Below are 23,094 nucleotides of genomic sequence, written 5' to 3' on the forward strand. Positions count from 1 at the left end.
CAGTTCTCTTGCAGGATCCGAGATTCGCACGGGCCCCGGACCGCTCCCTCGCTCCGATGACCGGGGAGGAGTCGCAACGGGCCCAGTCTCTTCGGCCGCCCCCCTGTCCCGCCGGATTCTTCCGGGTTACCGTTGGTATATGAGCCTTGAGCTGCCAACCGAAAGACTCCTGATCAGGGAGTGGGAGCTGGGCGATGCCGACGCGGCCCTCCAGATCTACGGGGCCGAGGAGGTCGCGCACTGGCTGACACCGGAGTGGCACCCGGTGACCGACATCAGCGCGATGCGCTCAGTGCTCCACGCGTGGATCGAGGCGGGACCGAACCTCATCCCACCCGCCGGGCGCTGGGCGATCATCAACCAGAAGGACGGACAACTGGTGGGAGGGCTGTCCCTTAAGCTGCTCCCGCCCTTCGAGGAGGACTTCGAGCTCTCCTGGGTGCTGCGTCCGGACGTGTGGGGGCAGGGCTACGCCACCGAGGCGAGCCGGGCCATCATCGACTGGGCCTTCCGCCAGGGGATCGAGGAGGTGTTCGCGGTCGCGCGCCCCCGCAACGAGCGAGCGCTCGCGGTGGCTCGCAGACTCGGGATGGAATGGGTCGGCGAGACCGAGAAGTACTACGACATGCGTCTCCAGGTGTTCCGCATGCGTCCTGGCTGACCCGGGACGAAGGCCGCCGCGGCGACGGGCGGTCCCACGGGCGCGGCCCGACGGAGGAAAGCTCCGCCGGGCCGCGCCCGTGTCCGGGGGAGCGCGGGTCAGGACAGGAGCTGGCTGATCCGCTCGACCTCCTCCTCGGACAGGCGGACGGCGGCCGCCGCCGTGTTCTCCTCCAGGTGGGACACGCGCGAGGTCCCCGGGATCGGCAGCATCACGGGGGAGCGGTGCAGCAGCCAGGACAGCGCCAGCTGGACCGGGCTCACGCCGTGCTGGGCCGCGATCCCGGCCAGCGGGGAGTCGGCCGCCGCCATCTCGCCGCGGCCGACCGGGGCCCACGGCAGGAAGGCGATCCCGTCCTTCTCGCACTGCTCCAGGACGTCCTCGGACTGACGGAAGGACGGCGCGTACTGGTTCTGCACCGAGGCGATCGGGGTGATCGCGCGAGCCGCCGACAGCTCGTCCACGCCCACCTCGCTCAGTCCGATGTGCCGGATCTTGCCCTCGCTCCGGAGTTCGGTGAGCACACCGAGCTGGTCGGCCAGCGGCACGTCCGGGTCGATCCGGTGCAGCTGCATGAGGTCGATGCGCTCCACACCGAGGTTGCGCAGGCTCAGCTCCACCTGCTGCCTGAGGTACTCCGGGCGTCCCAGCCGGTGCCACTGCGCGGGGCCGGTGCGCACGAAACCGGCCTTGGTACCGATGACCAGGTCGTCCGCGTACGGGTAGAGCGCCTCACGGATCAGCTGTTCGCTGATCTGCGGGCCGTAGGAGTCGGCGGTGTCGATGAAGTTCACCCCGAGCTCGGCGGTCCGGCGCAGGACGGCCAGGGCCTCGTCGCGGTCGCGGGGCGGCCCCCACACCCCCTCGCCGACGATCCGCATGGCCCCGAACCCCAGACGGTGGACCGGCAGGTCCCCTCCGAGGAGGAGGGTGCCCGCCTGCTCTGCGACGTGGGGAGTGGTGTGTGCGTCGGTCACTGTCTTCCTTCCGCTGCGGCACGACGGCCGGGTTCGTGCCATGGTGCCAGGTCGGCGCGGGTGCGGCCGGTGTCCGCCGCCCCGTGTCGCCCTCGGCCGGGGACCGCAGGATTCCAGGTGGCGCCGGGGCGCGCAAGCAACCCGGCACCCGGCCGGGGCGATCCGGTCGGGGTGACTACCGGAAGGCGTCGAGGTGGTCGGCGACCCACTGGGCGTAGGTGCGCCCGGGGCGGCCGATGACCCGTTGGTAGTCCGGGGACACGTACTCGTCGGGAGTCGGATCGCTGTCGGTCCCGTCGTCCTCGGGGCCGGGCTCCCACAGCAGCCAGTCGCAGAGCTCGGGCGGGACGCCCCGCGCGAGCCACAGCTCTCGGGCCTCGGCCAGGGTCAGCGGCACGAAGGTGATCTCGCGCCCCAGGGCCAGACTGATCACCTCGGTGCGCTGGGCCGGGGTGAGGGACTCCGGGCCGGTGATCTCGTAGGCCCGGCCGTGGTGGCCGTCCTCCAACAGGGTGGCCGCCGCCATGTCGGCCATGTCGGCCTCGTGAACGGGAGCCCCGGGCTCGTCGCCCCGGGGAGCGCGGACCATCCCCTCGGCTCGGACGGAGTCGGGAAAAGAGTCGAGGTCGTTGACCATGAACTCACCGCCGCGCAGGTGGGTCCATTCCAGCCCGGAGCGCTCCACCGCCTCCTCCACGGGGCGGTGGTGCTGGTGACCGTGGTTGTGCTCGGTGTCGGCGCCGGGGGCGGTCTGGACCGATGCCGAGGAGATCAGGACGATCCGTCGCGCCCCGGCGTTCCGGATACGGTCGACGACCTCCTCGGCCGTCTCGGGGTGGGGATAGAGCATGACCGCGTCCACCCCGTCGAAGACGTCGTCCAGGGTTGCGGGGCGTTCGAGATCGCCCTCGACGGGTTCGACGCCCTCGGGGAAGACGCGGTGGGCGGGGTCGCGGCTGAGCGCCCGGACGGTGGCACCGCGTTCGATGAGTCTCGGGACCACCAGGGAGCCGACGGTCCCGCTGGCTCCGGTCACCAGGACGCGCATGGGGGGTTCCTCTCCAGAGATTATGGGAGTCATGTCTATCATAATGGGACATTGATGTCCCAGAAAGAGCGGCGGGGTTCCGTTTTTGGTGCGAACGGTAGGTTGGCGCCATGACGAGCACCGAGAGCCCGAGGACGGGTGTACGTGCCCGGACGCGGGGGGCGATCCTGCGCGCCGCCGCCACCGTCCTGGCCAACGACCGCAACGCGCCGCTGTCCGAGGTCGCCGAGGCGGCGCGGGTGGGACGCAGCACCCTGCACCGCTACTTCCCCGACCGCGACGTGCTGCTCGCCGCCACCTACGAGGAGGCGCTGTCGGAGATCGGGCGGGTCATGGACGAGGCGCGCGTGGAGGAGGGGTCCGCCCAGGAGGCCATGCGCCGGGTGGTCGCCGCGCACGTGGAGGTGGGGGACTGGGTGGTCTTCGCCTTCGGTGACACCGCCAGCGAAGTCTTCGACGACGCCCCCGACGCCACGGAACCCGAGCCCGAGATCCTCACGGGCCTGGTGCGCCGGGGGCAGGAGGAGGGGGTGTTCGACCCGGACGCCGATCCCGCATGGGCGGTGCAGGTCCTGTGGGCGCTGGTCTTCACCGGGCTGGAGCGAGCCTCGCGGGGGCAGATGCCCCGGCACGCGGTGGCCCCGGCGGTCGTGCGCACCCTGGAGCGGGGGATCGGCGTCCGGAGGTGATCGGGGGGAGACAGCTTGGTGGAAGGTCAGCGGCACCCCGGGCGGGTGGACGTGTGCGCCTGGAGGATCGGCGCGGCCAGGGCCACGCGGTGCTCCCCGCAGCGGCAGCGCTGGTAGATGACCACGCCCTCACTGGTGGGATGGGTGGAGTCGGTGGTCCAGCGGTGTTCGTGCTCGGTCATGGCCTCAGTCTGATGTAATGGCATTATGCATCTCAACCCTTACGGTCAGGGCCCCCTCTCCCTGGCGGTGGACCTGGCCAACCGGCCGTGCTCCGAGACCGCCGACCTGGAGCGCCGCTGCGCGGAGGTGGGCTTCCTCCTGGAACGTGCGGTGGGGGAGGACGACCTCGCCCGGGTCCACGACTTCCTGACCGGGTGGGCCGCCGTCGTCGACAGCGCGGACCCGCCCACCCGAGCCGAACGCCTCAACGCCCTGCTCATCGAGTACTCCGGTCCGCCGAGGCTGACCGACCACGCGGGCACCGGCTGGCACCTGCACTACCGCCCCGACGACCTGCCCGCCCATCGGCAGATCGCCTCGCTGATCGCCGTGGGCACCGCCCTGCACCTGACCGGCCGTGGCATGCACCGCCTGGGCCGCTGCGCCGCCCGCGGTTGCGCACTCGTCTACGCCGACTTCTCCCGCAACGGCCGCCAGCGGTACTGCTCGCCCGCCTGCGGCAACCGCGACGCCGTCCGCCGCCACCGCGCCCGCGCCGCCGACGAACCGGAAGGTGCCGACGCCGCGCTCTGATCCGACCGCGCGCGGACGGGCCGCACGCGCCGAACCGCAGGGCGGACGCACCGCCCCACCAGCGAGGATGTGAGACTGGTGCGATGCAAGAAGGTCTCCCGCGTTTCGACGCGAGCAGCCAGCGCGCGCTCGCGGAGCTGCTGGTCCGGTTGGAGGAGGGCGAACACCCGTCCACGGACGACGTCACCGCTCTCCTCGGCCCCGTGGACGACGCTCTGGTGGAGCGCGTCAGGAGCCTGTCCGCACGCCTGTCCCGACTCCGGCGCCGCGAGGGAGAACTCTCGGCGCTGATCGCCAGCACACGCGACCTCGTCGAGGTCCGTGACGTGGAACCGCTGCTCAGACGGCTGGTCGACCGCGCCCACGACCTCGTCGGAACGGACGTCACCTACCTGTCCGTCCACGACAGGGACACCGACGAACTCTTCGTGCGGGCCAGCCGGGGCACGGTCTCCCCGCGCTTCCCGGGTCTGCGCGTCCCCGCCGGGGCCGGGATCGCGAGCCGTGTGGTGCGCACCAACACCCCCCAGTGGACCTCCGACTACGGCGTGCGGGACGACTTCGACCGCGACCCCGGGATCGACGCCGCCATCGCCGAGGAACAGCTGCGCTCCCTTGTCGGTGTGCCGATGTCCGCCAACGGGGAGATCCTGGGTGTCCTCTTCGCCGCCGACCGCGCATCGCGCCCCTTCGCCCGGGAGGAGATCGCCCTGCTCTCGGCCTTCGCCGACCAGGCGGCGGTCATCCTGCACACGGCCCGCCTGTTCGCCGCCGCCACGGAGGCGGCGGAACGCGCCGAGCGCCACGCGGAGGCCATGGCCGCCGCCGCGCGGGTGCACGAACGGCTGACCGCCCTGGTCCTGTCCGGGCACGGCCCACGCGAGGTGGCCCTGACCCTCGCGGAGTCCCTGGGGCGCACCGTCGCCATCGCCGACCGCGACCACCACGCGGTCACCCGCACCTCCGAGGTGGCCGCCGGGTGGTGGCCGGACGGGCGACTGGCCCCCGCCGCCACGAGGGCACTCGCTCGCAGCCGCGAGTCCGGCCACTGCGTTCCGGTGGAGGGGCCGGGGCCGGAGGTGGTGGTCGCGGTCTCCGCGGGGGCCGAGCTGCTGGGCATGCTGCTGGTGGGGGAGGGCGACGGCGTCCTCAGTGACGTCGAGCGCCGCACCGTCGAACGATCGGGGCAGATCCTGGCCCTGCTGACCATGCAGAGCGAGGCCGTCGCCCACGCCGAGGAACGGGTGCGCGGTGAGCTCGCCCTCGACCTGTTCTCCGGCACGGCGGACACCGACACCCTCCGCCGCCGGGCCTCGGCGCGCGGCATCGTCCTCGACCAGCCCTGGACCGTGGTCGTCCTCCCCGTCCCCGACCGCCACCGGCACGCCCTGCACCGGGCCCTGGCCGTTCACCAGGGGTGGATGGCCGCACCGCAGGGGGAGGGGGTGAGCGTCCTCGTCCCCGGAAGGAACCCCACCGCCGCCGCCGAACAGGTGGCCCAGAGGGTCGCAACGGCCACGGACGCGCCAGTCCTGGCGGTGGGCTCGGCGGTCGGCACCCTCCCCGACCTGCCCGCCGTCCTCGCGGAGGCCTGGGAGTGCGCCGCGTTCCTGCCCGCCCTGGGCGTGCGCCGGGGAGCCTTCGAGGTGGACGACTACGCCCCCTACCTGGCGATGTTCGGCACCGACGGGGGTCGCGCGCTGACCTTCGTCGAACGGGTGATCGGCCCCGTCCTCGCCTGGGACGAGCGGCACCACTCCGACCTGACCGGGACCATCACCGCGCTCGCCGCGAACGGCGGGAGCGTGACCCGCGCCGCGCGCGCCCTGTACGTCCACCCCAACACCGTCAAACAGCGTCTGGAGAGGATCACCTCGTTGCTGGGCGAGGACTGGCGGTCCGCCGACTCCATGTTCCGGGTGACCGTGGCCACCCGCCTCCACCTGCTCGGACGGGGCGGGAAGTGACAGGTTAACCGTGGGTTTCCTGTCCGTTTCGGACATGTCCCGGGGGTGAACGGCACTGCTTGGATGGACCAATCCGCAGTGACGTACCCCACATTGGGGGCGCCCCTTCCCTCAGGAGTGAATCCACACGTGGTGCAAACCAGCAGGTTGTCCGGTTTCCGTTCCCTCAGCGTCCAGGAGCGGCGCGCGAGCCTGGCCTCCGTCAGCGGCCTGGACGCGACCGTGTTCGACGCCCTCGACCAGCACGGCTTGAGCGTGGCGGCGGCCGACCACATGATCGAGAACGCCGTCGGCGTGATGGGCGTCCCGGTCGGCGTCGCCACCAACTTCACGGTCAACGGACGCGACGTCCTCGTTCCGATGGCCACCGAGGAGCCCTCGGTGGTGGCCGCCGCCAGCAACGCCGCCCGCATCGCCCGGGTTCGGGGCGGGTTCAGCACGAGCTCGACCGGCCCGGTGATGCAGGCGCAGATCCAGGTCGTGGACGTGGCCGACCCCGAGGCCGCCCGCCTGCGCGTCCTGGAGGCCCGCGCCGAACTCGTGGCACTGGCCAACGAACAGGACCCCAGGCTCGTCGAGGTCGGCGGTGGCGTGCGTGACCTCACGGTGCGCACGGTCAGGGCGTTCGAGGAGACCTACGTCGTGGCCCACCTGGTGGTCGACGTGCGCGACGCCATGGGGGCCAACGCGGTCAACACCATGGCGGAGGCGGTGGCGCCCCGCCTGGCCGAGGCTGCCGGGGGCCGTCCGGTCCTGCGCATCCTCACCAACAAGGCCGACCTGCGGCTCACCCGCGCGCGGGCCGTCCTGGACACCGAGGCCCTCGGGGGCGAGGCCATCGCCACCGACATGATCCATGGTTACCGCCTGGCCGCCGCCGACCCCTACCGCGCCGCCACCCACAACAAGGGCATCATGAACGGTGTCTCCGCCGTCGTGCTGGCCACCGGTAACGACACCCGAGCGGTCGAGGCCGGGGCCCACTCCCACGCCGTCGACGCCGAGGGGCGCTACACCTCGCTGTCCACCTTCGAGCGCGACGCCGACGGCAACGTCGTGGCCACGCTCGAACTGCCCACCCCCGTGGGCCTGGTCGGCGGCGCGACCCGCACCCACCCGGCCGCCCAGGCCGCCGTCGCCCTCACCGGGGTCGCCGACGCCACGGAGCTCGGTGAGCTCATCACCGCCGTGGGGCTGGCCCAGAACGTCGCCGCGGTGCGCGCCCTCGCGGGCGAGGGCATCCAGCGCGGCCACATGTCGCTGCACGCCAGGAACATCGCGGTCGCCGCCGGAGCGAGCGGTGACGAGGTGGACCGCGTCGTGGCCGTCCTCGTCCAGGAGAAGGCCATCCGGCAGGACCGGGCCGAGGCGGTCCTCGGCCAGCTGAGGGGACGATGATGACCGAACCCACGACGGAGCAGGAGGAGGACGGCGGCCGCCTCCTGGAGATCTGGGGCGACACCGTCGACTCCCGCCACACGATCTGGGCGATCGCGCTCGGCATCGGTCTGACCGTGCCCCTGTACCTGGGGGCGGAACTGCTGTTCTCCCGCCTGGTCGACGACCAGACCGTCGCCGGGACCTACGCCCTCCTGGTCGGACTCGTCGGCTGTCTGCTGGCCGGGTTCGGCGGGGCGCTGCTGTTCCCGCCCAAGCGCGTGGTCACCGAACACGCACCCACCGAGCAGAGCAGGCGGGCCGCCATGGACGCCGTCGAGGCCGACTACGGCCCGCTCGGCGACCCCACCGAACTGTCCGAACCCGTGCAGAGGGAACTGCGTGCGCTCGGACTCTTCGACGACCTGCTGGCGCAGCACCGCCGCCGCAGCGAGGAGCAGAACCCGTGAGTCCCGAACTGCTGACCGACGCCTCCTGGGCCCTGGGCATGGGCCTGATCGGCGCCGTGGTCTTCGCCTTCATCGGCCTGGCCTCCTACACCGACGAGACGGCCACGATCGCGCCGCTGACCCTGCTGGTGGTGCTGCTCGGAGTTCCGCCCGCCGGAGTGTTCACCTTCTTCATGGCGGGGATCGTCGCCAAGCACATCACCCACGCCATCCCCACGGCCCTGTTGGGCATCCCCGGCGACACCCTCGCCGTGCCCATGCTCAGGGACGCCCAGCTGCTCCGTGAGCTCGGGGTGCCGCACATCGCGCTGCGCAAGGCGATCTCGGGCGGCGTGATCGCCGCCTTCCTGTCGGTGCCCCTGGCCGTGCTGTTCGCGTGGGCGCTGAGCCCCTTCGCCGACGCCATCGGCGAGGCCGCGCCGTGGATCTTCGTGGTCGCGGCCGTGCTCATCGCCTACACGTCCAAGGGGAGGCTGGCGGCGGTACTCGCCCTGGTGCCGTTCGTCCTGCTCGTCGTGGGCATGCAGGCCTTCGTGTCCCAGACGACCGGGGGGACGCTGACCATCAGCTTCTTCCTGGGCATCGCCACCGGGCCGCTGATCGCGGACCTGTTCCTGTCGCTGGCGCCCTCGGGCCGGGCCACGCTGCGGCGCCGCGCCCGCCGCCGCTTCGACCTGGCCCCCGACACCCGGACCTGGTCCGGGCGCCTGCCCAACCCGCTCAAGGTGCTGGACCGCAAGCAGGTCGCCTACACAAGCGCCGCCGCCGGAGTCTCCAGCGCGACGTTCGTGTTCTCCCCGGTGGCCATGACGGTGCTCATGGGCGAGATCGTCGGTGCCCGGATCAAGAACGGGTACCACCGGCTCACGACGGTGATGTCGGTGCGCAACGGCACCACCGAGTCCACCTACATCGCCGAGACGCTGATCCCGCTGATCGCGCTGGGGCTGCCGCTCTCGCCGATGGCCGCCGGACCGGCCGCGCCGCTGTTCAACGCGCCGCCGGTGCACACGGTCAACACCGAGACCGGCGAGACGCACAACCTGCACGACCTGATGTCCAGCGGCGAGTTCCTGGTCTACGGACTGCTGGGCGTGATCATCGCCTCCGTCATCGCCTACCCGTTCGCGATGACCTACGCGCACCGGGCGGCGTCGTTCGTCATGCGCCGGATCTCGCACGAGGCGATCATCGGCGCCTTCGCCGGGCTGATCCTGGTGATCTGCCTGTACGAGGGCGGTCTGCTCGCGGTGGGCGTGACCCTCACCGTGGGCCTGGTCGGCGGACTCTTCGGCAAGATGTTCAACATGCACAGCGGTGTGCAGTTCATGGGCTTCTACGTGGCGGTCCTGACCGTCCCCCAGCTGCTCGCGCTGGCGGCCTGAACCCACAGGGGAACTCCGCGGCCCGACCCCGTCCTGGTCGGGCCGCGGAGCCGTGTCCGGGGGTCAGTGCGCGGCGTCGCGCCGGGCCACGGAGGCGAGGTCGGCCTCGATACGCGCGGTGGTCTCCAACAGGGCGGGGAGCAGGTCGCGTCGCACGTCCTCGATGGAGGAGCGGTTGGCGTGCGCGGACACGTTGGTCGCGGCGATGACGCGGCCGCTGGCGTCGCGGATCGGCGCGGCCAGTGAGCGCAGCCCCTCCTCCAGTTCCTGGTCGACGATCGCGTACCCCTGCTCGCGCACGCGCAGGATCTCGGTCCTCAGGGCGGCGGAGCTGGTGAGGGTGAAGCGGGTCAGCGGCCTCAGCTCGACCCGGTCCAGGTAGGCGTCGAGCTCGGCGTTGCCGTAGCCCGCCAGCAGCACCCTGCCCATGGACGTGGTGGAGGCGGGGAAACGGGTGCCCACGGCGATGGACACGGCCATGATCCGCGAGGTCGCCACTCGGGCGACGTAGAGGACGTCGTCCCCCTCCAGGACCGACACCGAGGCCGACTCGCGGACCTTGGCGGACAGGTCCTCCAGGTGCGGCTGGGCCACGTCGGGAAGCCCGGCGGAGGCCACGTAGGCGTACCCCAGCTCCAGCACGCGCGGGGTGAGGGCGAACATCCGGCCGTCGGTGCGCACGTACCCGAGGTCACCCAGGGTCAGCAGGAAGCGGCGGGCGGCGGCCCGGGTGAGGTCGGTGACGCGCGCGACCTCGCTCAGGGTCATCGACGGACGCTCGGCCGAGAAGGCGCGGACGACCATGAGCCCCCGCTCCAGGGACTGCACGAAGTGTGCGCCGCGTTCGGGGGCGTCTTCGGTGGTCATGGGGCCTTCCAGGTCCGGGTGCGGAAGTGGCGGTCGCGCCGCTTCGGGTCACGGTCATCGCGATGTTCTCATACCGAACAGCTGGGACGAGCCTTGACCCTTCCTGTGATCGGCGCTAACGTCATTCCCAATTGTTCGCAGTGTGAACATCAATTCGCTATACGAACCGGAGGGTCGCCATGGCCGTGCCCCTGGACGAGGCGGTCCGGCAGCTCATCCATCACGGCGACACCGTCGCTCTGGAGGGGTTCACCCATCTCATCCCCGTGGCCGCCGGGCACGAGATCATCCGCCAGGGCCTGCGGGACCTGACCCTGGTCCGTATGACGCCCGACATCGTCTACGACCAGCTCATCGGCGCCGGATGCGCGCGTCGCCTGGTCTTCTCCTGGGGCGGCAACCCCGGCGTCGGCTCGCTGCACCGCTTCCGTGACGCGGTCACCCGCTCCTGGCCGGTCCCGCTGGAGATCGAGGAGCACAGTCACGCGGGGATGGCCAACCGCTACGTCGCGGGCGCCTCGGGCCTGCCGTTCGCGGTGATGCGCGGGTACGCCGGTACCGATCTGGTCGAGCACAACCCTCACATCAGGACCATCACCTGCCCCTTCACCGGGCAGGAGCTGGCCGCTGTGCCCGCGCTCAACCCCGACGTCGCCGTCATCCACGCCCAGCGGGCGGACACCCGGGGCAACGTCCAGCTGTGGGGCATCACCGGAATCCAGAAGGAGGCCGCCCTGGCGTCCGACCGGGTGTTGGTCACGGTGGAGGAGGTCGTGGACACCCTCGATCCCGTCCCGGGCCAGGTGATCCTGCCCAGCCGGGTCGTGGACGCGGTCAGCGTCGTTCCCGGCGGCGCCGCCCCCTCCTACGCCCACGGCTACTACGAGCGGGACAACGCCGCCTACCGTGCCTGGGACGAGGTCGGGCGCGACCGCGAGGCCTTCACCGCCTGGCTCGCCGACCTCACCGCGGGCTCACAGCCCCGCTCCGCCCCTCCCGCCACCCCGTCGCCCGAGTCCCCGGACAGCGACACCGAGCCCGCTGGGAGAGGCGCGTGACCACCGTGACCTGGACCTCCGACGAGATCATGACCGTCACCGCCGCGCGTTCGCTGCGCGACGGGATGGCCTGTTTCGTCGGTATCGGCCTGCCCAGCACCGCCGCGAACGTGGCCAGTCGAACGCACGCCCCCGACCTGTGGATGATCTACGAGTCCGGCACCCTGGGCGCCTCCCCCGACCACCTGCCGCTCTCCATCGGGGACGGGATCCTGGCCGACACCGCCGACACGGTGGTCTCGGTCCCCGAGGTCTTCAACTACTGGCTCCAGGCCGGGCGCATCGACGCCGGGTTCCTCGGCGCCGCGCAGATCGACCGGTTCGCCAACATCAACACCACCGTCATCGGCGACTACGCGGACCCGAAGGTGCGCCTGCCCGGAGCGGGCGGCGCCCCCGAGATCGCCGCTTCCTGCCGCGAGGTCATCGTGATCATGCGTCACAGCCGCCGCGCGTTCGTGGAGAGGGTGGACTTCGTGACCTCGGTGGGCCACGGATCGGGCCCGGGTGATCGCGAGCGGCTCGGACTGACCGGGGCGGGGCCGGTTAGGGTCATCACCGACCTCGGGGTCCTCGAACCCGACCCCACCACACGCGAGCTCACCCTGGTGGGACTGCACCCGGGTGTGGAACTCGCGCAGGTCCAGGAGGCCACCGGCTGGGACCTGCGGGTGTCCGACGACCTCGTCCGCACTCCCGCACCCACCGACACCGAACTCTCCGTGGTCCGCTCCCTGACCGGCGCCGCCTGAACCACCCGTTCACGGACCCACCCCCTCGCCGCTGGAGGCCCCGGGACCCGGCCGTCCCCCCGGGGCCCGCTCCGAAAGGAAGGACCGCATGCCCACCACCTCCGACGGGTCCGGGTCGCACCCGCGCGGATACGTCCGCGACCACGGCTCCCACCCGCCCCTGGACTACCCCGGTTACGGGAGCACCGCGCTGCGCCATCCCCAGCGCCCGCTCACCCTGCTGCCGCACACTCTCACCGAGATCACCTCACCCGTCCTGGGCGAGGACCGCCTCGGCGCCCACGACCACGACCTCACCCGCCAGCACGAAGGCGAACCCCAGGGCCAGCGCATCATCGTCCACGGTCAGGTCCGTGACAGCGACGGCCTCCCCGTGCCGCACAGCCTCGTGGAGGTCTGGCAGGCCAACGCCGCCGGACGCTACCGCCACACCGGTGACAACTGGCCCGCCCCGCTCGACCCGAACTTCTCCGGTGTGGGGCGTGTCCTCACCGACGCGGAGGGACGCTACAGGTTCGTCACCGTGCGGCCCGGCGCCTACCCCTGGAAGAACCACCAGAACGCCTGGCGCCCCGCCCACATCCACTTCTCGCTGTTCGGACGGGCCTTCACCCAGCGGCTGGTCACCCAGATGTACTTCCCCGACGACCCCCTGTTCTTCCAGGACCCCATGTGGCAGTCGGTCCCCGACGATCGGGCCCGCGAGCGCATGCTGGCCCGCTACGACCACGACTCCACCCAACCCGAGTGGGCCCTGGCCTACCGGTGGGACATCGTGCTGCGCGGACGCGACCAGACCCCGTTCGAGTCCGAGGAAGAGGTCCTGGAGGACGACGAATGACCCCCCGACCCACCGCCGACCAGGTGCCCACCACCCCGTCCCAGACCGTCGGCCCCTACCTGCACATCGGCCTGCCCTGGCCGGACGGCCCCTTCGCCGTCGCCGAGGGCACGCCCGGCGCCGTCCGACTGCGCGGCACCGTGTACGACGGTGCGGGCGCCCCGGTCACCGACGCCCTGGTCGAGACCTGGCAGGCCGACCCGCACGGGCGGTTCGACCACCCGGACGACCCCCGTGGCGCCCGCTCCCTGCCCGGCTTCCGGGGGTTCGGCCGCTGCCCCACCGACGCGGCGGGCTCCTACGAGATCCTCACCCTCAAGCCCGGATCCGTTCCGGGGCCCGGTGGCGAGCAGGCGCCCCACGTCGACATCTCCGTCTTCGCGCGCGGCATGCTGCACCGGGTGGTCACCCGCCTGTACTTTCCCGAGGAGGAGGCGGCCAACGCGGCCGACCCCGTCCTGCGCTCCGTGACCGACCCCGCCGACCGAGCCACCCTCGTCGCCAGCCGGGTGGAGGGCGGCTACCGCTTCGACATCCGCCTCCAGGGCGAGGGGGAGACGGTCTTCTTCGACGTCTGAACCGAGCTCCCCGCCGCCCCGTCGGCCCCGACCCGCTCCGCAACCCCACCCGACCCAGTGAGGGACCACCATGACCGGCCTGTTCGACGGTGTCCTCAACCACGGCCCCCTCGGGCCGCTCACCGACGACACCGCCTGGCTCCGGGCCCTGCTCGACACCGAGGCCGCCCTGGCCCGAGCCCTGGCTGACACCGGCCTCATCACTGCGGAGCGGGCCGAGGCCGTCGCCGCCGCGTGTGTGGCCGACCGCTACGACCCGGCCGACCTCGGCAGGGCTGCGGCGGCCGGCGGCAACCCGGTCATCCCGCTGGTCGCACGGCTCACCGAGAACGTGCGCGCGACCCATCCCGACGCCGCTCGGCATGTCCACCAGGGGGCCACCAGCCAGGACGTCATGGACACCGCGGCCATGCTCCTGGTCCGCCGGGCCGGGACCGCCCTGCGCACCGAACTGGCCGCACTCACGGGGGAGCTGCGATCCCTGGCCCACCGCCACCGCGCCACCCCCGCGCCCGGCCGGACCCTGCTCCAACAGGCCCTACCCACCACCTTCGGCGCCGTCGCCGCGAGCTGGACGTCCGGACTGGCCGGTGCGGCCGACCGCCTCGACCACGTGCTGGACCACCACCTGGCCGCCCAACTCGGCGGAGCCGTGGGCACCCTCGCCTCACTGCACCCGCACGGCCCGGCGGTGGCGTCCGCCTTCGCCGCCCGCCTCGACCTGCCCGAACCCCTCCTGCCCTGGCACACCGAACGCGGACGGATCGCCGAGATCGCCGCCGCGCTCGGCCGGGTGAGCGGCGCGGCCGGGAACGTCGCCCAGGACATCGTGCTGCTGGCCCAGACCGAGGTCGGCGAGGTCACCGAGGAGGGCGGAAGCGGTGTGGGCGGTTCCTCCACCATGCCGCACAAGCGCAACCCGGTCGCCGCCGTCAGCGCGCTGGCCGCCGCCCGCCAGACGCCCGGCCTCGTGGCCACCCTGTTCGCGGCGCAGATCCAGGAGCACCAACGCGCGGCGGGGGCCTGGCACGCCGAGTGGCTGCCCCTGACCGACCTGCTCCGGCGCACCGGCTCCGCCGTCTCCTGGCTGCGCGTGAGCGTCGAACGCCTCCGCGTGCACCCGGACCGCATGGCCGCCAACCTCGACCTCACCGGCGGGCTGGCCCTCAGCGAACGACTCACCGCGGACCTGACCCCCGAACTCGGCCGACTGGAGGCCCACCAGCGCGTCACCACCGCCTGCCGGGCCGCCGTGGACGAGGGCCGCGACCCGGTGGAGGTCCTGGCCGAACACCTCCACGGCCTGCGCACCCGCGACCGGATCAGCGCGCTGCTCGACCCCGCCGACTACCTTGGCGCCGCACCGGTGTTCGCCGACCGGGTGACGGGTAGGACCGGCCGGACGGACCCCACCGACAACGAAGAAGGAACCGATGAGCGTTGACCTCCACCACGTCGTGAGCGGACCGGCGGACGCACCGCCGCTGGTGCTGGCCGGGTCCCTCGGCACCACCGGGCGGATGTGGGAGCCACAGGTCGAAGCGCTCTCCGCCGTCTTCCGGGTGATCCGCGTGGACCTGCGCGGACACGGGGAGTCACCCGCGCCGGAGGGCCCCTACAGCATGGCCGACCTGGGCGGCGACGTCGTGGCCCTGCTCGACCGGCTCGGGATCGGGCGCGCCCACTTCGCGGGCCTGTCCATCGGCGGCATGGTCGGCCAGTGGCTGGCCATCCACGCGCCCGAGCGCGTCGACAGCCTCGTGTTGATGGCCACCTCCCCCCACATGGGCCCCGCCCAGAACTGGCGTGACCGGGCCGCCATGGCCAGGGACCAGGGCACCACCGCCCTGGCCGACGGGGTGGTGCAACGGTGGTTCACCCCGGCCTTCGCCTCCGAGCACCCCCACGACGTCACACTCCTGCGCGACCAGATCGTCGACACCCCGGACGAGGGCTACGCGGGGTGCTGCGGCGCCATCGAGCACCACGACGTCCGCGACGACCTGTACCGGATCACCGCGCCCACACTGGTCGTGGCCGGGGCCGAGGACCCCTCCACCCCGCCCGAGGGCCACGCCGCGCTCATCGCGGAGCGGGTGCCCGGGGCCCGGTTCGTGGTGCTGGAGGGCGCCGCCCACCTTCTGTCGTGGACGCACGCGGCCCGCGTCAACACGCTCATCACACAGCACCTGGCCGAGGCCGACCGACGCGGAGCCGGGACACGGGTGCGTCGCGCCGTCCTCGGGGACGCCCACGTGGACCGGGCCGAGGCCCGCAGGACCGCCTTCACCGAGCCCTTCCAGGACCTCATCACCCGTTACGCGTGGGGTGAGGTGTGGACCCGGCCCGGACTGGACCGGCGCACCCGCAGCTGCATGGTGCTCACCGCCATGGTCGCCCAGGGGCACTGGGACGAGCTGGCCATGCACGTGCGGGCCGCCCTGCGCAACGGTCTGACCCCGGACGAGATCGGCGAGGTCCTCCTCCAGACCGCGGTCTACTGCGGTGTCCCGGCCGCGAACAAGGCGTTCGCGATCGCTCAGGGAGTCCTCGACGAGGAACCGACGGAGTGAACGGCACGGAGTGAGGGCCGCCGTCAGAACCGGCCCGGCGCACATCCCCGCCCCGTTCCGTCGGTGGCCTGATGTACAAGGGACCGTATGGACCACAGCGCACAGGAACTGACGGCTCGGGGCGAACGGCTGCGTGAGCTGCACAGGGGGCCGGAGCCCTTCGTGATCGCCAACGCCTGGGACGCCGGGTCGGCGCGGCTGCTGGGCGGGCTCGGCTTCGCGGCGCTGGCCACCACCAGCGCGGGGCTCGCGCACGGGCTGGGAAGGGCGGACGGCGCCGGACTGGTCTCGCGCGAGGAGACCCTGCGCAACGCCTCGGTGATCGCGGCCGCCACGGACCTGCCGGTCTCGGCAGACCTCGAGGACGGGTTCGGGCAGACCCCCGAGGAAGTGGCCCGCACCATCGTGGAGGCCGGTGCCACGGGGATCGTGGGGGGTTCGGTGGAGGACACCACCGCCGACCCCCACGCCCCGATCCACGGGTTCGAGCTGGCGGTCGAGCGGGTCCGTGCGGCCGTGGAGGCGGCACGGACCCTGCCCTTCCCGTTCACGCTGACCGCCCGCGCGGAGAACTTCCTCCACGGCAGACGGGACCTGGCGGACACCATTCGTCGGCTCAGGGCCTTCGAGGAGGCCGGGGCCGATGTCCTGTTCGCACCCGGATTGCCGGACGCCGAGGCCATCCGAGCCGTGTGCTCCTCGGTGGAGCGCCCGGTCAACGTGCTCGCCTCCGGGGCGGCGGCGGGGATGTCCGTGGCGGAGCTGGGTGCCCTGGGCGCCCGGCGGATCAGCCTCGGCTCGGGGCTGTCGAGGTCCGCGCTGTCCGGCGCTCTGGCAGCGGCACGGGAGGTCGCGCAGCGGGGGACCTTCGGGCGGATGACTGAGGCGGTGTCGAAGTCCGAGGTCGACGGTTCGCTCAGGGACTGACGCCCCGCCGGATCAGTGTTTGAAGGCGACCCCGGCCATCTCCCACCGCTTGGTGTCGGCGTCGTCAGGGCGCCGGAGCGGGTCGCGCTCGGGGTGGCGCCAGGTGGCGCAGTCCACCGCCCGTGGGCCCTGGTCGCGCCCGTCCGTCCAGGGACTGACCAACTCCAGCCCGTCGAAGACCGTGGTCACCTCCTCGGGGGCGCGCACCCGACCCCAGGGGGTGCCGAAGGAAAGGATCTTCTCGGTCATCCACGCCCCCGCCGCGTGGTCGTCCGAGACGATGTGGGAGAAGATCACGCAGGAACCCGGGGCGAGCCGGTCCACCAGGCCGCGCACCATGCCGAAGGGGTCGCTCTCGTCCGGCAGGCAGTGCAGCAGGGAGACCAGCATGACGCAGACCGGAAGGTCCGGGTCGATCAGCCCCTCCGCCTCGGAGGAGTTCAGGATGTCGTCGACGTCCCGGACGTCCGCTCCCAGGAACGCCGTCCCGGCGCTGTCGGTGACCAGGGCCCGGCCGTGGGCGAGCACGATGGGGTCGTGGTCCACGTAGAGGACGCGCGCCCCCGGGTTGATCGCCTGCGCCACCTGGTGGGTGTTCTCCCCCGTGGGCAGTCCGGCCCCGAGGTCGAGGAACTGCTCCACCCCCCGGGAGCTCACCGTCTCGACGGCCCGGCCCAGGAACGCCCTGTTGTCGCGGGCGAAGGCGACCAGTTCGGGGATGCCCTCGGCCAACGTCTCGCAGGCCTTGCGGTCCGCCTCGAAGTTGTCTTTCCCTCCCAACAGGTAGTCGTACATCCGCGCGATGCTCGGAGTGTCCATGTCGAGGTGTGGGGGGAAGCGATCGGCCATAGGAGAGGTACCAATCAGGACTAGTCGTGCGGGGTCATCTCCAGGCGAATCGTAACCGTGTTTCGGCGTTCTTACCGGCGTTTTCCACAAGAAAATCGATCGGACACCTCGGGGGTCATCGCCCGTCTACGAATAGCGCTTCACGGAACGGTCGAAACCGGGCAGGTGATCGGCTACACGCCCTGGGGCGACGGCCCTCACGCGGTCTCCGATCCCCTCCGGCAGTGGTGGTGGCGGGGGTGTCACGGGGTGGGACCAGAAGCCCGCCGGGGAAAGGGGATTGGTTGTTTGTGCCTGGGCGGCGAAAACGTCGATTCCGGTTTCACTGAGTTCCCGGGAATGGCCCGGGGACCCGTCCTCCTCGAACTGAGTGCCACCGGCCGAGGGGACCTTCGGGCCGATGGGCCGGGTCCTGACCAGTTCCACCAACGCGCGCCGTTCCCGGCCCGCCCACCGGGTGAGCGCGAAGGGGTCACGGTCGGCCTCGGCCCCCAGCGCGGCCGCGACCGCCGTCAGGTGCGCGCACCGTCCGCCCCAGTGGTCGCAGGAGCACGTCGCGACCAGTCCCGCCCAACCCTGCGGCACCAGGTCCAGGCCGAGCAGGGTGAACACGCGTGCCGCGGCCTCGGGCAGTTCACCGGCGAGCAGACGCGCCCTGAACAGCGGCTGCGAGGCCAGCGCCGCGCCCACCCGCTCCCAGTCCGCGCTCTCCCACACGGTCCGGATCAGGCTCACCTCGTGTCCCCGGACCCTGGCGCCCACCTCACCGGCCCGCACCGAGAACCGCTCCACCGCCCCGGGATCGGCGCCCACCGTTCCCAGGGCCCCGCCCACCAGTTCCGACCAGCTCATCCCGAGACCGCCTCCGGCGCCAGCCGCACGACCTCGCGCAGGTCCTCCACCGACAACCCGCCCAGCCACCCCTCCCCGGTGGCCACCGCGCCGTCGGCCAGCACGCTCTTGCGTTCGATCATCTCGTCCACCCGTTCCTCCACGGTGCCCACGCACACCAGCTTGCGCACCTGCACGTTCCGGCGCTGACCGATCCGGAAGGCCCGGTCCGTGGCCTGGTTCTCCACCGCCGGGTTCCACCAGCGGTCCACGTGCACCACGTGGTTGGCGGCGGTCAGGTTCAGCCCGGTCCCGGCCGCCTTGAGGGACAGCAGGAACACCACCGGACCCGCCACCGTCTGGAAGTGCTCGGTCATCCGCTCGCGCTCGGCGCGGGAGGTGCCGCCGTGCAACCACAGCACGGGCACGCCCAACCGGGACCGAAGATAGGGCGCCAGCCGCTCACCCCAGCGCGCGTACTGCGTGAAGCACAGCGCCTTGTCGCCCTCGGCCACCGCCTCTCCCAAGATCGACTCCAGGCGGTCGAGCTTGCCGGACCGGCCCGCGAGCGCCGAACCGTCTCCGAGGAACTGGGCCGGGTGGTTGCAGATCTGCTTGAGCCGGGACATGGACGACAGCACCAGCCCCTTGCGCTCCTTCTCGTCGGCCTCGGCCATCCGCTCCGCCAGGTCGTCCACCACGGCCTTGTACAGGGAGGCCTGCTCGGGGGTGAGCGTGCACCAGGTGCGCATCTCCTGCTTCTCCGGCAGGTCCGCGATGATCGAACGGTCGGTCTTCAGCCGACGCAGCACGAACGGCCCGGTCAGCCGACGCACCAGGTCAGTGCCCTCACCCGCACCCTCCTCCGCCTCGGCCCGGTCGGCCACCGCGCGCTGGAAGTCCGCGGCCGTCCCCAGCAACCCGGGGTTGGCGAACTCCATCACCGACCACAGCTCGCCCAGGTTGTTCTCCACCGGGGTCCCGGTGAGCGCGATCCGGGTGGCGGCGGGCAGCGAGCGCACCGCCCGCGCCTGCGCCGTGGCGTGGTTCTTCAGCGCCTGGGCCTCGTCGCAGACCACCCGGTGCCAGGGCATCCCCGCCAGTTCCTCGGCGTCGCGCGTCACCACCCCGTAGGTGGTGACCACCAGGTCGCAGGAGCCCACGATCCGCGCCAGCGCGTTGCCGGTCGGCCGGTCCGGCCCGTGCTGGACGTGCACCCGCAGTCCAGGGGCGAACTTCCCCGCCTCCTTGCGCCAGTTGCCGACCAGCGACACCGGGCACACCAGCAGCGTCGGCCCGGGCGCCGGACTCCCGGCGCGCTCGTCGGTGAGCAGGGCCAGCAGCTGCACGGTCTTGCCCAGCCCCATGTCGTCGGCGAGCACCGCGCCCAGCCCGAGCTCTCCCAGGAACCGCAGCCAGGCCGAACCCCGGTCCTGGTAGGGGCGCAGGGCCCCCTCGAACCCGGGCGGGGTGCCCATGGGGCGGGGCGCGGCCTTGGCCCCGCCGTCCAGCAGGGCGCCCAGCGGCCCCCCGGCCACCACGTCCGCCACCGGCAGCGGGGTGGGCTCCGCGCCGATCGCCGTCCGCAGGGCCTCCTCGCGGCGGATCGGGCCCCGACCGCTCCGCCGCATCAGGTCCAGGGCGGCCTCGACGCGTTCGGGGTCCATCTCCATCCACCGGCCGCGCACCTGGACCAGGGAGCGCTTGAGCCGGGCCAGCTCGGCGAGCTCGTCCAGTTCCCCCTCGTCCAGTGGCTCCTGCGCCCCGGGGCCGCGCAACAGCGCCTCGAAGGACACGTCCACCAGCTCGGTGGGGCCCACCCCGCCGCGCCCGCGCCGTTTCGGTTCCTCGTTGACCGTCATGCGCAGCGCGAGGGCGCCGCGGCCGCTCCATTCGGGCAGGACCACGCCGAACCCCGCCGAGGTGAGCCGGGCGGCGGTCTGTCCCACGAAGGCCTGGGCCCGTGCGGTGTCCATGGCGAGGCGGGCCGGGGCCAGGTCGCCCAGGGCTCGCTGGAGACAGGGCATGTGGCGTACGGCCCGGCGCAGGTCGGCCAGGGCGGTGGTCGCGACGTCCTCGGGCAGCCAGGCGGCGCCCTCTCCCAACCACACCCGTTCCAGGGGCAGGCGCAGGCCGGGGTCGGTGGTGGAACGCACCCAGAACTCCACCGTCCAGGGGCGCGGACCGCCTTGCGCGCTCTCGGGTTCGGGTTCGCGCAGGACGAAGAGGAGCTGGGCCCGGCCGCCTCCGCGCACCCGGGACCGCCACTCCCGCAGGGGGCCGCGCAGCTCCCGTGCGGTGTCGACGTCCACCCGGGAGTGCGCCCCGGTGAGCGCGCCCGCCAGCCGTGCGGCCGGTGGTGCGTCGGAGTCCGGGCGCGCGTTCCCGCGGGCTCCGGGTGCCGCCGTGGCCAACCGCCGGGCGACGGCGTCGGTGAGGAGTTCGAGCGGGGCCAGCACACACAGGCGGGCCGCCTCCCCCCGGTCCTCCTGGGTCAGGTGCGCCACGGCCGCAGGGGGAAGCGCCCGGGTGAGCGCCGACAGGTGCTCCTCGGCGGTGTCGAGCGGGGCGGGCCGCCACCGGGCCCGAGGCGGGTCGCCGACCAGGTCGGGCAGGACGCATCCGGCTCGGACCAGCCCTTCGGCGAGGGCGTGCACCGCCCGAAGGTGGGTCAGGGCGGGGCCGAGTGCCACGGGGAGGGAGTCCAGCGCCGACAGCAGGGCGTCGGCCCGCGCGGGGGACAGCTCCAGCCCCGGGACCGACCAGGCGCGGAACTCCGCGGGAGCGGTGTCGCCGGTGTCGGACGGGGCGGGGGCCTCCCGCGTCCCCGGCAGCCACAGGACCGGAGTGACGGAGTCGGGGGAGTCGGGGTCGATCCCGGCCTTGGCGGCCATCGCGCGCAGCTCCTGAACCCCGACGGCGCCGGGGTGGGTCCCCGTCGCCGGGGCGGCGGGGACCCGTTCGTCCGCCTCGCCCCAGAGCACCAGCGAGTCCCTGGACCACACCGCGTGCAGAACCCGCACGCACACCCCCCGCATCGAACACGAACGTCGTCGGCACCCAGTATCACCGGGGCCGACGACGTTCGGGGACGCGCGGGTCAGAGGTTGTCGGGCACCGTGTTGCCGACGGACTCGATGCCCTTCTTCAGGTCGGTGCGCCACAGCAGCACACCGCCGATGACGAAGAAGACCACCAGCGAGAAGATGGCGGTACGGAAGCCGCCGGTCAGGTTGACGACCAGGGTGATCGAGGCCGCGCCCAGCAGCACCGATCCGCGGTCGGCCAGCTGGAACAGGCTGAAGTACTCCGCCTCGTGCCCGCGCGGGATGAGCAGCGAGTACAGCGCCCGCGCGAGGGACTGCGTGCCGCCCAGCACCATGCCGATGCCCGCGCCCAGCAGCAGGAACAGCACCGGGTCGTTGGGCGGCAGGTAGTAGCCGCAGGTGACCAGGGCGCACCAGGCGACCAGGCTCGCCAGGACGGTGTTCTTGGTGCCGAACCGGCGGCCGACCCACCCCATGAGGAGCGCGCCCGCGAAGGCGACGAACTGGATGAGCAGGATGGTGGCGCTCAGGATCGCCAGCGACAGGTTGAGGTCCTGGCTGGCGAAGCTGCCCGCGAAGTAGATGACGGCCTGGATGCCGTTGTTGAACAGCACGAACGCGATGAGGAACTTCAGCGTGTTCGGGAAGCGGCGCATCTCCCGCAGCGTGCGCCAGTACTGCTTCAGCGACGCGCCCAGCTTCGGGGGACCGGGCTCGGCCGCGAGCTTGCCGTAGCGGTTGCGCAGCAGACGGATGCCGATCACCGAGAACACGAACCACCACAGGCCCACCGAGGCGAAGGCGATGCGGACCGCGTGCCCCTCAGAGACCCCCAGGGTGTCGGCGGAGGCGAGCAGACCCATGTGCGCGGCCAGGAGGAGACCGCCGCCCAGGTAGGCCATCGCCCACCCCGTCACCGACACGCGGTTGCGTTCGTCGGCCGTGGCGATCTCCGGCAGGAAGGCGTTGAACACCACCAGGGACATCCCGTAGAAGGTGTTGCCCGCCACGAAGAGCAGCACGGCCACCTGGTAGTCGCTGGTGAAGTACAACGAGCTGACGCACAGGGAACCGGCGGCGGCCAGCCAGAACAGCCAGCGCTTCTTGTGCTGGGTGTGGTCGGCCAGGGCTCCCACGACCGGCAGCATCACCAGGAGGATGAGCCCCGCGACCGTGGTGACCATCGGGTGCAGGGAGTTCGGGTGCAGGCTGAACCACTCGACCCCGAGCGGGTACAGCACCAGGCCCGGTTGGGAGCAGTCACCGGCCGCACCCGCCTCCGAGCAGGCCAGCCCCGACAGGTAGGGGCCGATGAGCACCGTGACCACCGAGGTGATGAACACCTGGTTGGCCCAGTCGTAGGTGTACCAGCCGCGCTGTTCGCGTCTGCGCAGCGCGGGGTCTGACGCGGGGGAGTTGTCCGCCGTTGGAGGCGGTGATG

The 23,094-nt window shown here is 72.4% G+C and carries 22 protein-coding genes; 14 read left to right on the plus strand and 8 right to left on the minus strand.

Annotation, left to right across the window (positions count from 1 at the left end; translation table 11 throughout):
* Positions 1–139: 139 nt before the first annotated feature.
* Entirely contained in the window at positions 140–661 is a 522-nt protein-coding gene (locus ADX84_RS15070) for a GNAT family N-acetyltransferase (RefSeq protein ID WP_049574180.1), read from the plus strand.
* Between the two features lie 98 nt (positions 662–759).
* Here the strand turns inward: ADX84_RS15070 and ADX84_RS15075 are convergent, their stop codons facing one another.
* Both ADX84_RS15075 and ADX84_RS15080 read right to left on the minus strand, forming a co-directional pair.
* Positions 760–1,638, minus strand: a complete 879-nt coding sequence (locus ADX84_RS15075; RefSeq protein WP_049574182.1) for an aldo/keto reductase — start codon at positions 1,636–1,638, stop codon at positions 760–762.
* A gap of 175 nt (positions 1,639–1,813) precedes the next feature.
* The gene (locus ADX84_RS15080) at positions 1,814–2,686 is read right to left on the minus strand and encodes an NAD(P)H-binding protein (RefSeq protein WP_049574186.1); all 873 of its coding nucleotides are present in this window, start codon (positions 2,684–2,686) and stop codon (positions 1,814–1,816) included.
* Positions 2,687–2,796: 110 nt separating this feature from the next.
* Between ADX84_RS15080 and ADX84_RS15085 the strand changes: the two genes are divergently transcribed.
* Complete coding sequence (locus ADX84_RS15085) at positions 2,797–3,375, plus strand: TetR/AcrR family transcriptional regulator (protein ID WP_049574188.1); 579 nt, start codon at positions 2,797–2,799, stop codon at positions 3,373–3,375.
* Positions 3,376–3,401: 26 nt separating this feature from the next.
* Here ADX84_RS15085 and ADX84_RS26355 read toward each other — a convergent pair whose 3' ends face one another.
* Positions 3,402–3,557 carry a hypothetical protein gene (locus ADX84_RS26355; protein WP_199776600.1) on the minus strand — a complete coding sequence of 52 codons (156 nt, stop codon included), beginning with the start codon at positions 3,555–3,557 and terminating at the stop codon, positions 3,402–3,404.
* A 25-nt stretch (positions 3,558–3,582) separates the two neighbouring features.
* Between ADX84_RS26355 and ADX84_RS15090 the strand changes: the two genes are divergently transcribed.
* The 5 genes from ADX84_RS15090 to ADX84_RS15110 all read left to right on the plus strand — a co-directional run bounded on the left by ADX84_RS15090 (position 3,583) and on the right by ADX84_RS15110 (position 9,330).
* Positions 3,583–4,131 (plus strand): CGNR zinc finger domain-containing protein, encoded by a 549-nt coding sequence (locus tag ADX84_RS15090; protein ID WP_049574193.1) that lies wholly within the window; start codon positions 3,583–3,585, stop codon positions 4,129–4,131.
* An 83-nt stretch (positions 4,132–4,214) separates the two neighbouring features.
* Positions 4,215–6,098, plus strand: a complete 1,884-nt coding sequence (locus ADX84_RS15095) for a helix-turn-helix domain-containing protein (RefSeq protein ID WP_049574195.1) — start codon at positions 4,215–4,217, stop codon at positions 6,096–6,098.
* Between the two features lie 129 nt (positions 6,099–6,227).
* The gene (locus ADX84_RS15100; protein ID WP_049574197.1) at positions 6,228–7,496 is read left to right on the plus strand and encodes a hydroxymethylglutaryl-CoA reductase, degradative; all 1,269 of its coding nucleotides are present in this window, start codon (positions 6,228–6,230) and stop codon (positions 7,494–7,496) included.
* On the plus strand, positions 7,496–7,945 hold the full coding sequence (locus ADX84_RS15105; RefSeq protein ID WP_017543509.1) for a hypothetical protein: 450 nt from the start codon (positions 7,496–7,498) through the stop codon (positions 7,943–7,945). Before ADX84_RS15100 ends, ADX84_RS15105 begins: the two co-directional genes overlap by 1 nt.
* The gene (locus tag ADX84_RS15110; RefSeq protein ID WP_049574200.1) at positions 7,942–9,330 is read left to right on the plus strand and encodes a tripartite tricarboxylate transporter permease; all 1,389 of its coding nucleotides are present in this window, start codon (positions 7,942–7,944) and stop codon (positions 9,328–9,330) included. The genes ADX84_RS15105 and ADX84_RS15110 overlap by 4 nt, the downstream gene beginning before the upstream one ends.
* Before the next feature lie 63 nt (positions 9,331–9,393).
* Here ADX84_RS15110 and ADX84_RS15115 read toward each other — a convergent pair whose 3' ends face one another.
* A complete protein-coding gene (locus ADX84_RS15115) occupies positions 9,394–10,197 on the minus strand; it encodes an IclR family transcriptional regulator C-terminal domain-containing protein (RefSeq protein WP_049574202.1) in 804 nt (267 codons plus the stop codon).
* 179 nt (positions 10,198–10,376) lie between these two features.
* On the opposite strand from ADX84_RS15115, the gene ADX84_RS15120 reads away from it, so the two are divergent.
* From ADX84_RS15120 to ADX84_RS15150, 7 genes are all read left to right on the plus strand, one after another.
* Complete coding sequence (locus tag ADX84_RS15120) at positions 10,377–11,255, plus strand: CoA transferase subunit A (protein WP_049574204.1); 879 nt, start codon at positions 10,377–10,379, stop codon at positions 11,253–11,255.
* Positions 11,252–12,007: a CoA-transferase subunit beta gene (locus ADX84_RS15125; RefSeq protein WP_049574207.1), complete on the plus strand. Its 756-nt coding sequence runs from the start codon at positions 11,252–11,254 to the stop codon at positions 12,005–12,007. The genes ADX84_RS15120 and ADX84_RS15125 overlap by 4 nt, the downstream gene beginning before the upstream one ends.
* Positions 12,008–12,095: 88 nt before the next feature.
* Positions 12,096–12,848 carry a protocatechuate 3,4-dioxygenase subunit beta gene (gene pcaH, locus ADX84_RS15130; protein ID WP_049574211.1) on the plus strand — a complete coding sequence of 251 codons (753 nt, stop codon included), beginning with the start codon at positions 12,096–12,098 and terminating at the stop codon, positions 12,846–12,848.
* On the plus strand, positions 12,845–13,426 hold the full coding sequence (pcaG, locus tag ADX84_RS15135) for a protocatechuate 3,4-dioxygenase subunit alpha (RefSeq protein ID WP_049574214.1): 582 nt from the start codon (positions 12,845–12,847) through the stop codon (positions 13,424–13,426). Before pcaH ends, pcaG begins: the two co-directional genes overlap by 4 nt.
* Positions 13,427–13,496: 70 nt before the next feature.
* On the plus strand, positions 13,497–14,870 hold the full coding sequence (gene pcaB / locus ADX84_RS15140; protein ID WP_049574217.1) for a 3-carboxy-cis,cis-muconate cycloisomerase: 1,374 nt from the start codon (positions 13,497–13,499) through the stop codon (positions 14,868–14,870).
* Positions 14,860–15,999: a 3-oxoadipate enol-lactonase gene (gene pcaD, locus ADX84_RS15145; RefSeq protein ID WP_049574220.1), complete on the plus strand. Its 1,140-nt coding sequence runs from the start codon at positions 14,860–14,862 to the stop codon at positions 15,997–15,999. The genes pcaB and pcaD overlap by 11 nt, the downstream gene beginning before the upstream one ends.
* Positions 16,000–16,086: 87 nt before the next feature.
* Entirely contained in the window at positions 16,087–16,926 is an 840-nt protein-coding gene (locus tag ADX84_RS15150; RefSeq protein WP_049574223.1) for an isocitrate lyase/phosphoenolpyruvate mutase family protein, read from the plus strand.
* 12 nt (positions 16,927–16,938) lie between these two features.
* Here ADX84_RS15150 and ADX84_RS15155 read toward each other — a convergent pair whose 3' ends face one another.
* From ADX84_RS15155 to ADX84_RS15170, 4 genes are all read right to left on the minus strand, one after another.
* Positions 16,939–17,775: an SAM-dependent methyltransferase gene (locus ADX84_RS15155; RefSeq protein WP_049574226.1), complete on the minus strand. Its 837-nt coding sequence runs from the start codon at positions 17,773–17,775 to the stop codon at positions 16,939–16,941.
* A 126-nt stretch (positions 17,776–17,901) separates the two neighbouring features.
* Positions 17,902–18,627 carry a hypothetical protein gene (locus ADX84_RS15160; protein WP_049574229.1) on the minus strand — a complete coding sequence of 242 codons (726 nt, stop codon included), beginning with the start codon at positions 18,625–18,627 and terminating at the stop codon, positions 17,902–17,904.
* Positions 18,624–21,629 carry a DEAD/DEAH box helicase gene (locus tag ADX84_RS15165; protein WP_049574240.1) on the minus strand — a complete coding sequence of 1,002 codons (3,006 nt, stop codon included), beginning with the start codon at positions 21,627–21,629 and terminating at the stop codon, positions 18,624–18,626. Before ADX84_RS15165 ends, ADX84_RS15160 begins: the two co-directional genes overlap by 4 nt.
* A 77-nt stretch (positions 21,630–21,706) precedes the next feature.
* On the minus strand, positions 21,707–23,094 hold a 1,388-nt coding region (locus ADX84_RS15170), incomplete at its 5' end, for an MFS transporter (protein WP_049574244.1).

Source organism: Nocardiopsis sp. SBT366 (genome assembly GCF_001083815.1).
Classification (GTDB): domain Bacteria; phylum Actinomycetota; class Actinomycetes; order Streptosporangiales; family Streptosporangiaceae; genus Nocardiopsis; species Nocardiopsis prasina.

Bases quoted from the DNA above. Each gene is read 5' to 3' on its own strand.
- ADX84_RS15155 (WP_049574226.1), bottom strand. From the start codon at position 17,775: ATGGCCGATCGCTTCCCCCCACACCTCGACATGGACACTCCGAGCATC.
- ADX84_RS15085 (WP_049574188.1), top strand. From the start codon at position 2,797: ATGACGAGCACCGAGAGCCCGAGGACGGGTGTACGTGCCCGGACGCGG.
- pcaG (WP_049574214.1), top strand. From the start codon at position 12,845: ATGACCCCCCGACCCACCGCCGACCAGGTGCCCACCACCCCGTCCCAG.
- ADX84_RS15160 (WP_049574229.1), bottom strand. From the start codon at position 18,627: ATGAGCTGGTCGGAACTGGTGGGCGGGGCCCTGGGAACGGTGGGCGCC.
- pcaB (WP_049574217.1), top strand. From the start codon at position 13,497: ATGACCGGCCTGTTCGACGGTGTCCTCAACCACGGCCCCCTCGGGCCG.
- ADX84_RS15090 (WP_049574193.1), top strand. From the start codon at position 3,583: ATGCATCTCAACCCTTACGGTCAGGGCCCCCTCTCCCTGGCGGTGGAC.
- ADX84_RS15070 (WP_049574180.1), top strand. From the start codon at position 140: ATGAGCCTTGAGCTGCCAACCGAAAGACTCCTGATCAGGGAGTGGGAG.
- pcaD (WP_049574220.1), top strand. From the start codon at position 14,860: ATGAGCGTTGACCTCCACCACGTCGTGAGCGGACCGGCGGACGCACCG.
- ADX84_RS15120 (WP_049574204.1), top strand. From the start codon at position 10,377: ATGGCCGTGCCCCTGGACGAGGCGGTCCGGCAGCTCATCCATCACGGC.
- ADX84_RS26355 (WP_199776600.1), bottom strand. From the start codon at position 3,557: ATGACCGAGCACGAACACCGCTGGACCACCGACTCCACCCATCCCACC.
- ADX84_RS15105 (WP_017543509.1), top strand. From the start codon at position 7,496: ATGACCGAACCCACGACGGAGCAGGAGGAGGACGGCGGCCGCCTCCTG.
- pcaH (WP_049574211.1), top strand. From the start codon at position 12,096: ATGCCCACCACCTCCGACGGGTCCGGGTCGCACCCGCGCGGATACGTC.
- ADX84_RS15095 (WP_049574195.1), top strand. From the start codon at position 4,215: ATGCAAGAAGGTCTCCCGCGTTTCGACGCGAGCAGCCAGCGCGCGCTC.
- ADX84_RS15080 (WP_049574186.1), bottom strand. From the start codon at position 2,686: ATGCGCGTCCTGGTGACCGGAGCCAGCGGGACCGTCGGCTCCCTGGTG.
- ADX84_RS15150 (WP_049574223.1), top strand. From the start codon at position 16,087: ATGGACCACAGCGCACAGGAACTGACGGCTCGGGGCGAACGGCTGCGT.
- ADX84_RS15115 (WP_049574202.1), bottom strand. From the start codon at position 10,197: ATGACCACCGAAGACGCCCCCGAACGCGGCGCACACTTCGTGCAGTCC.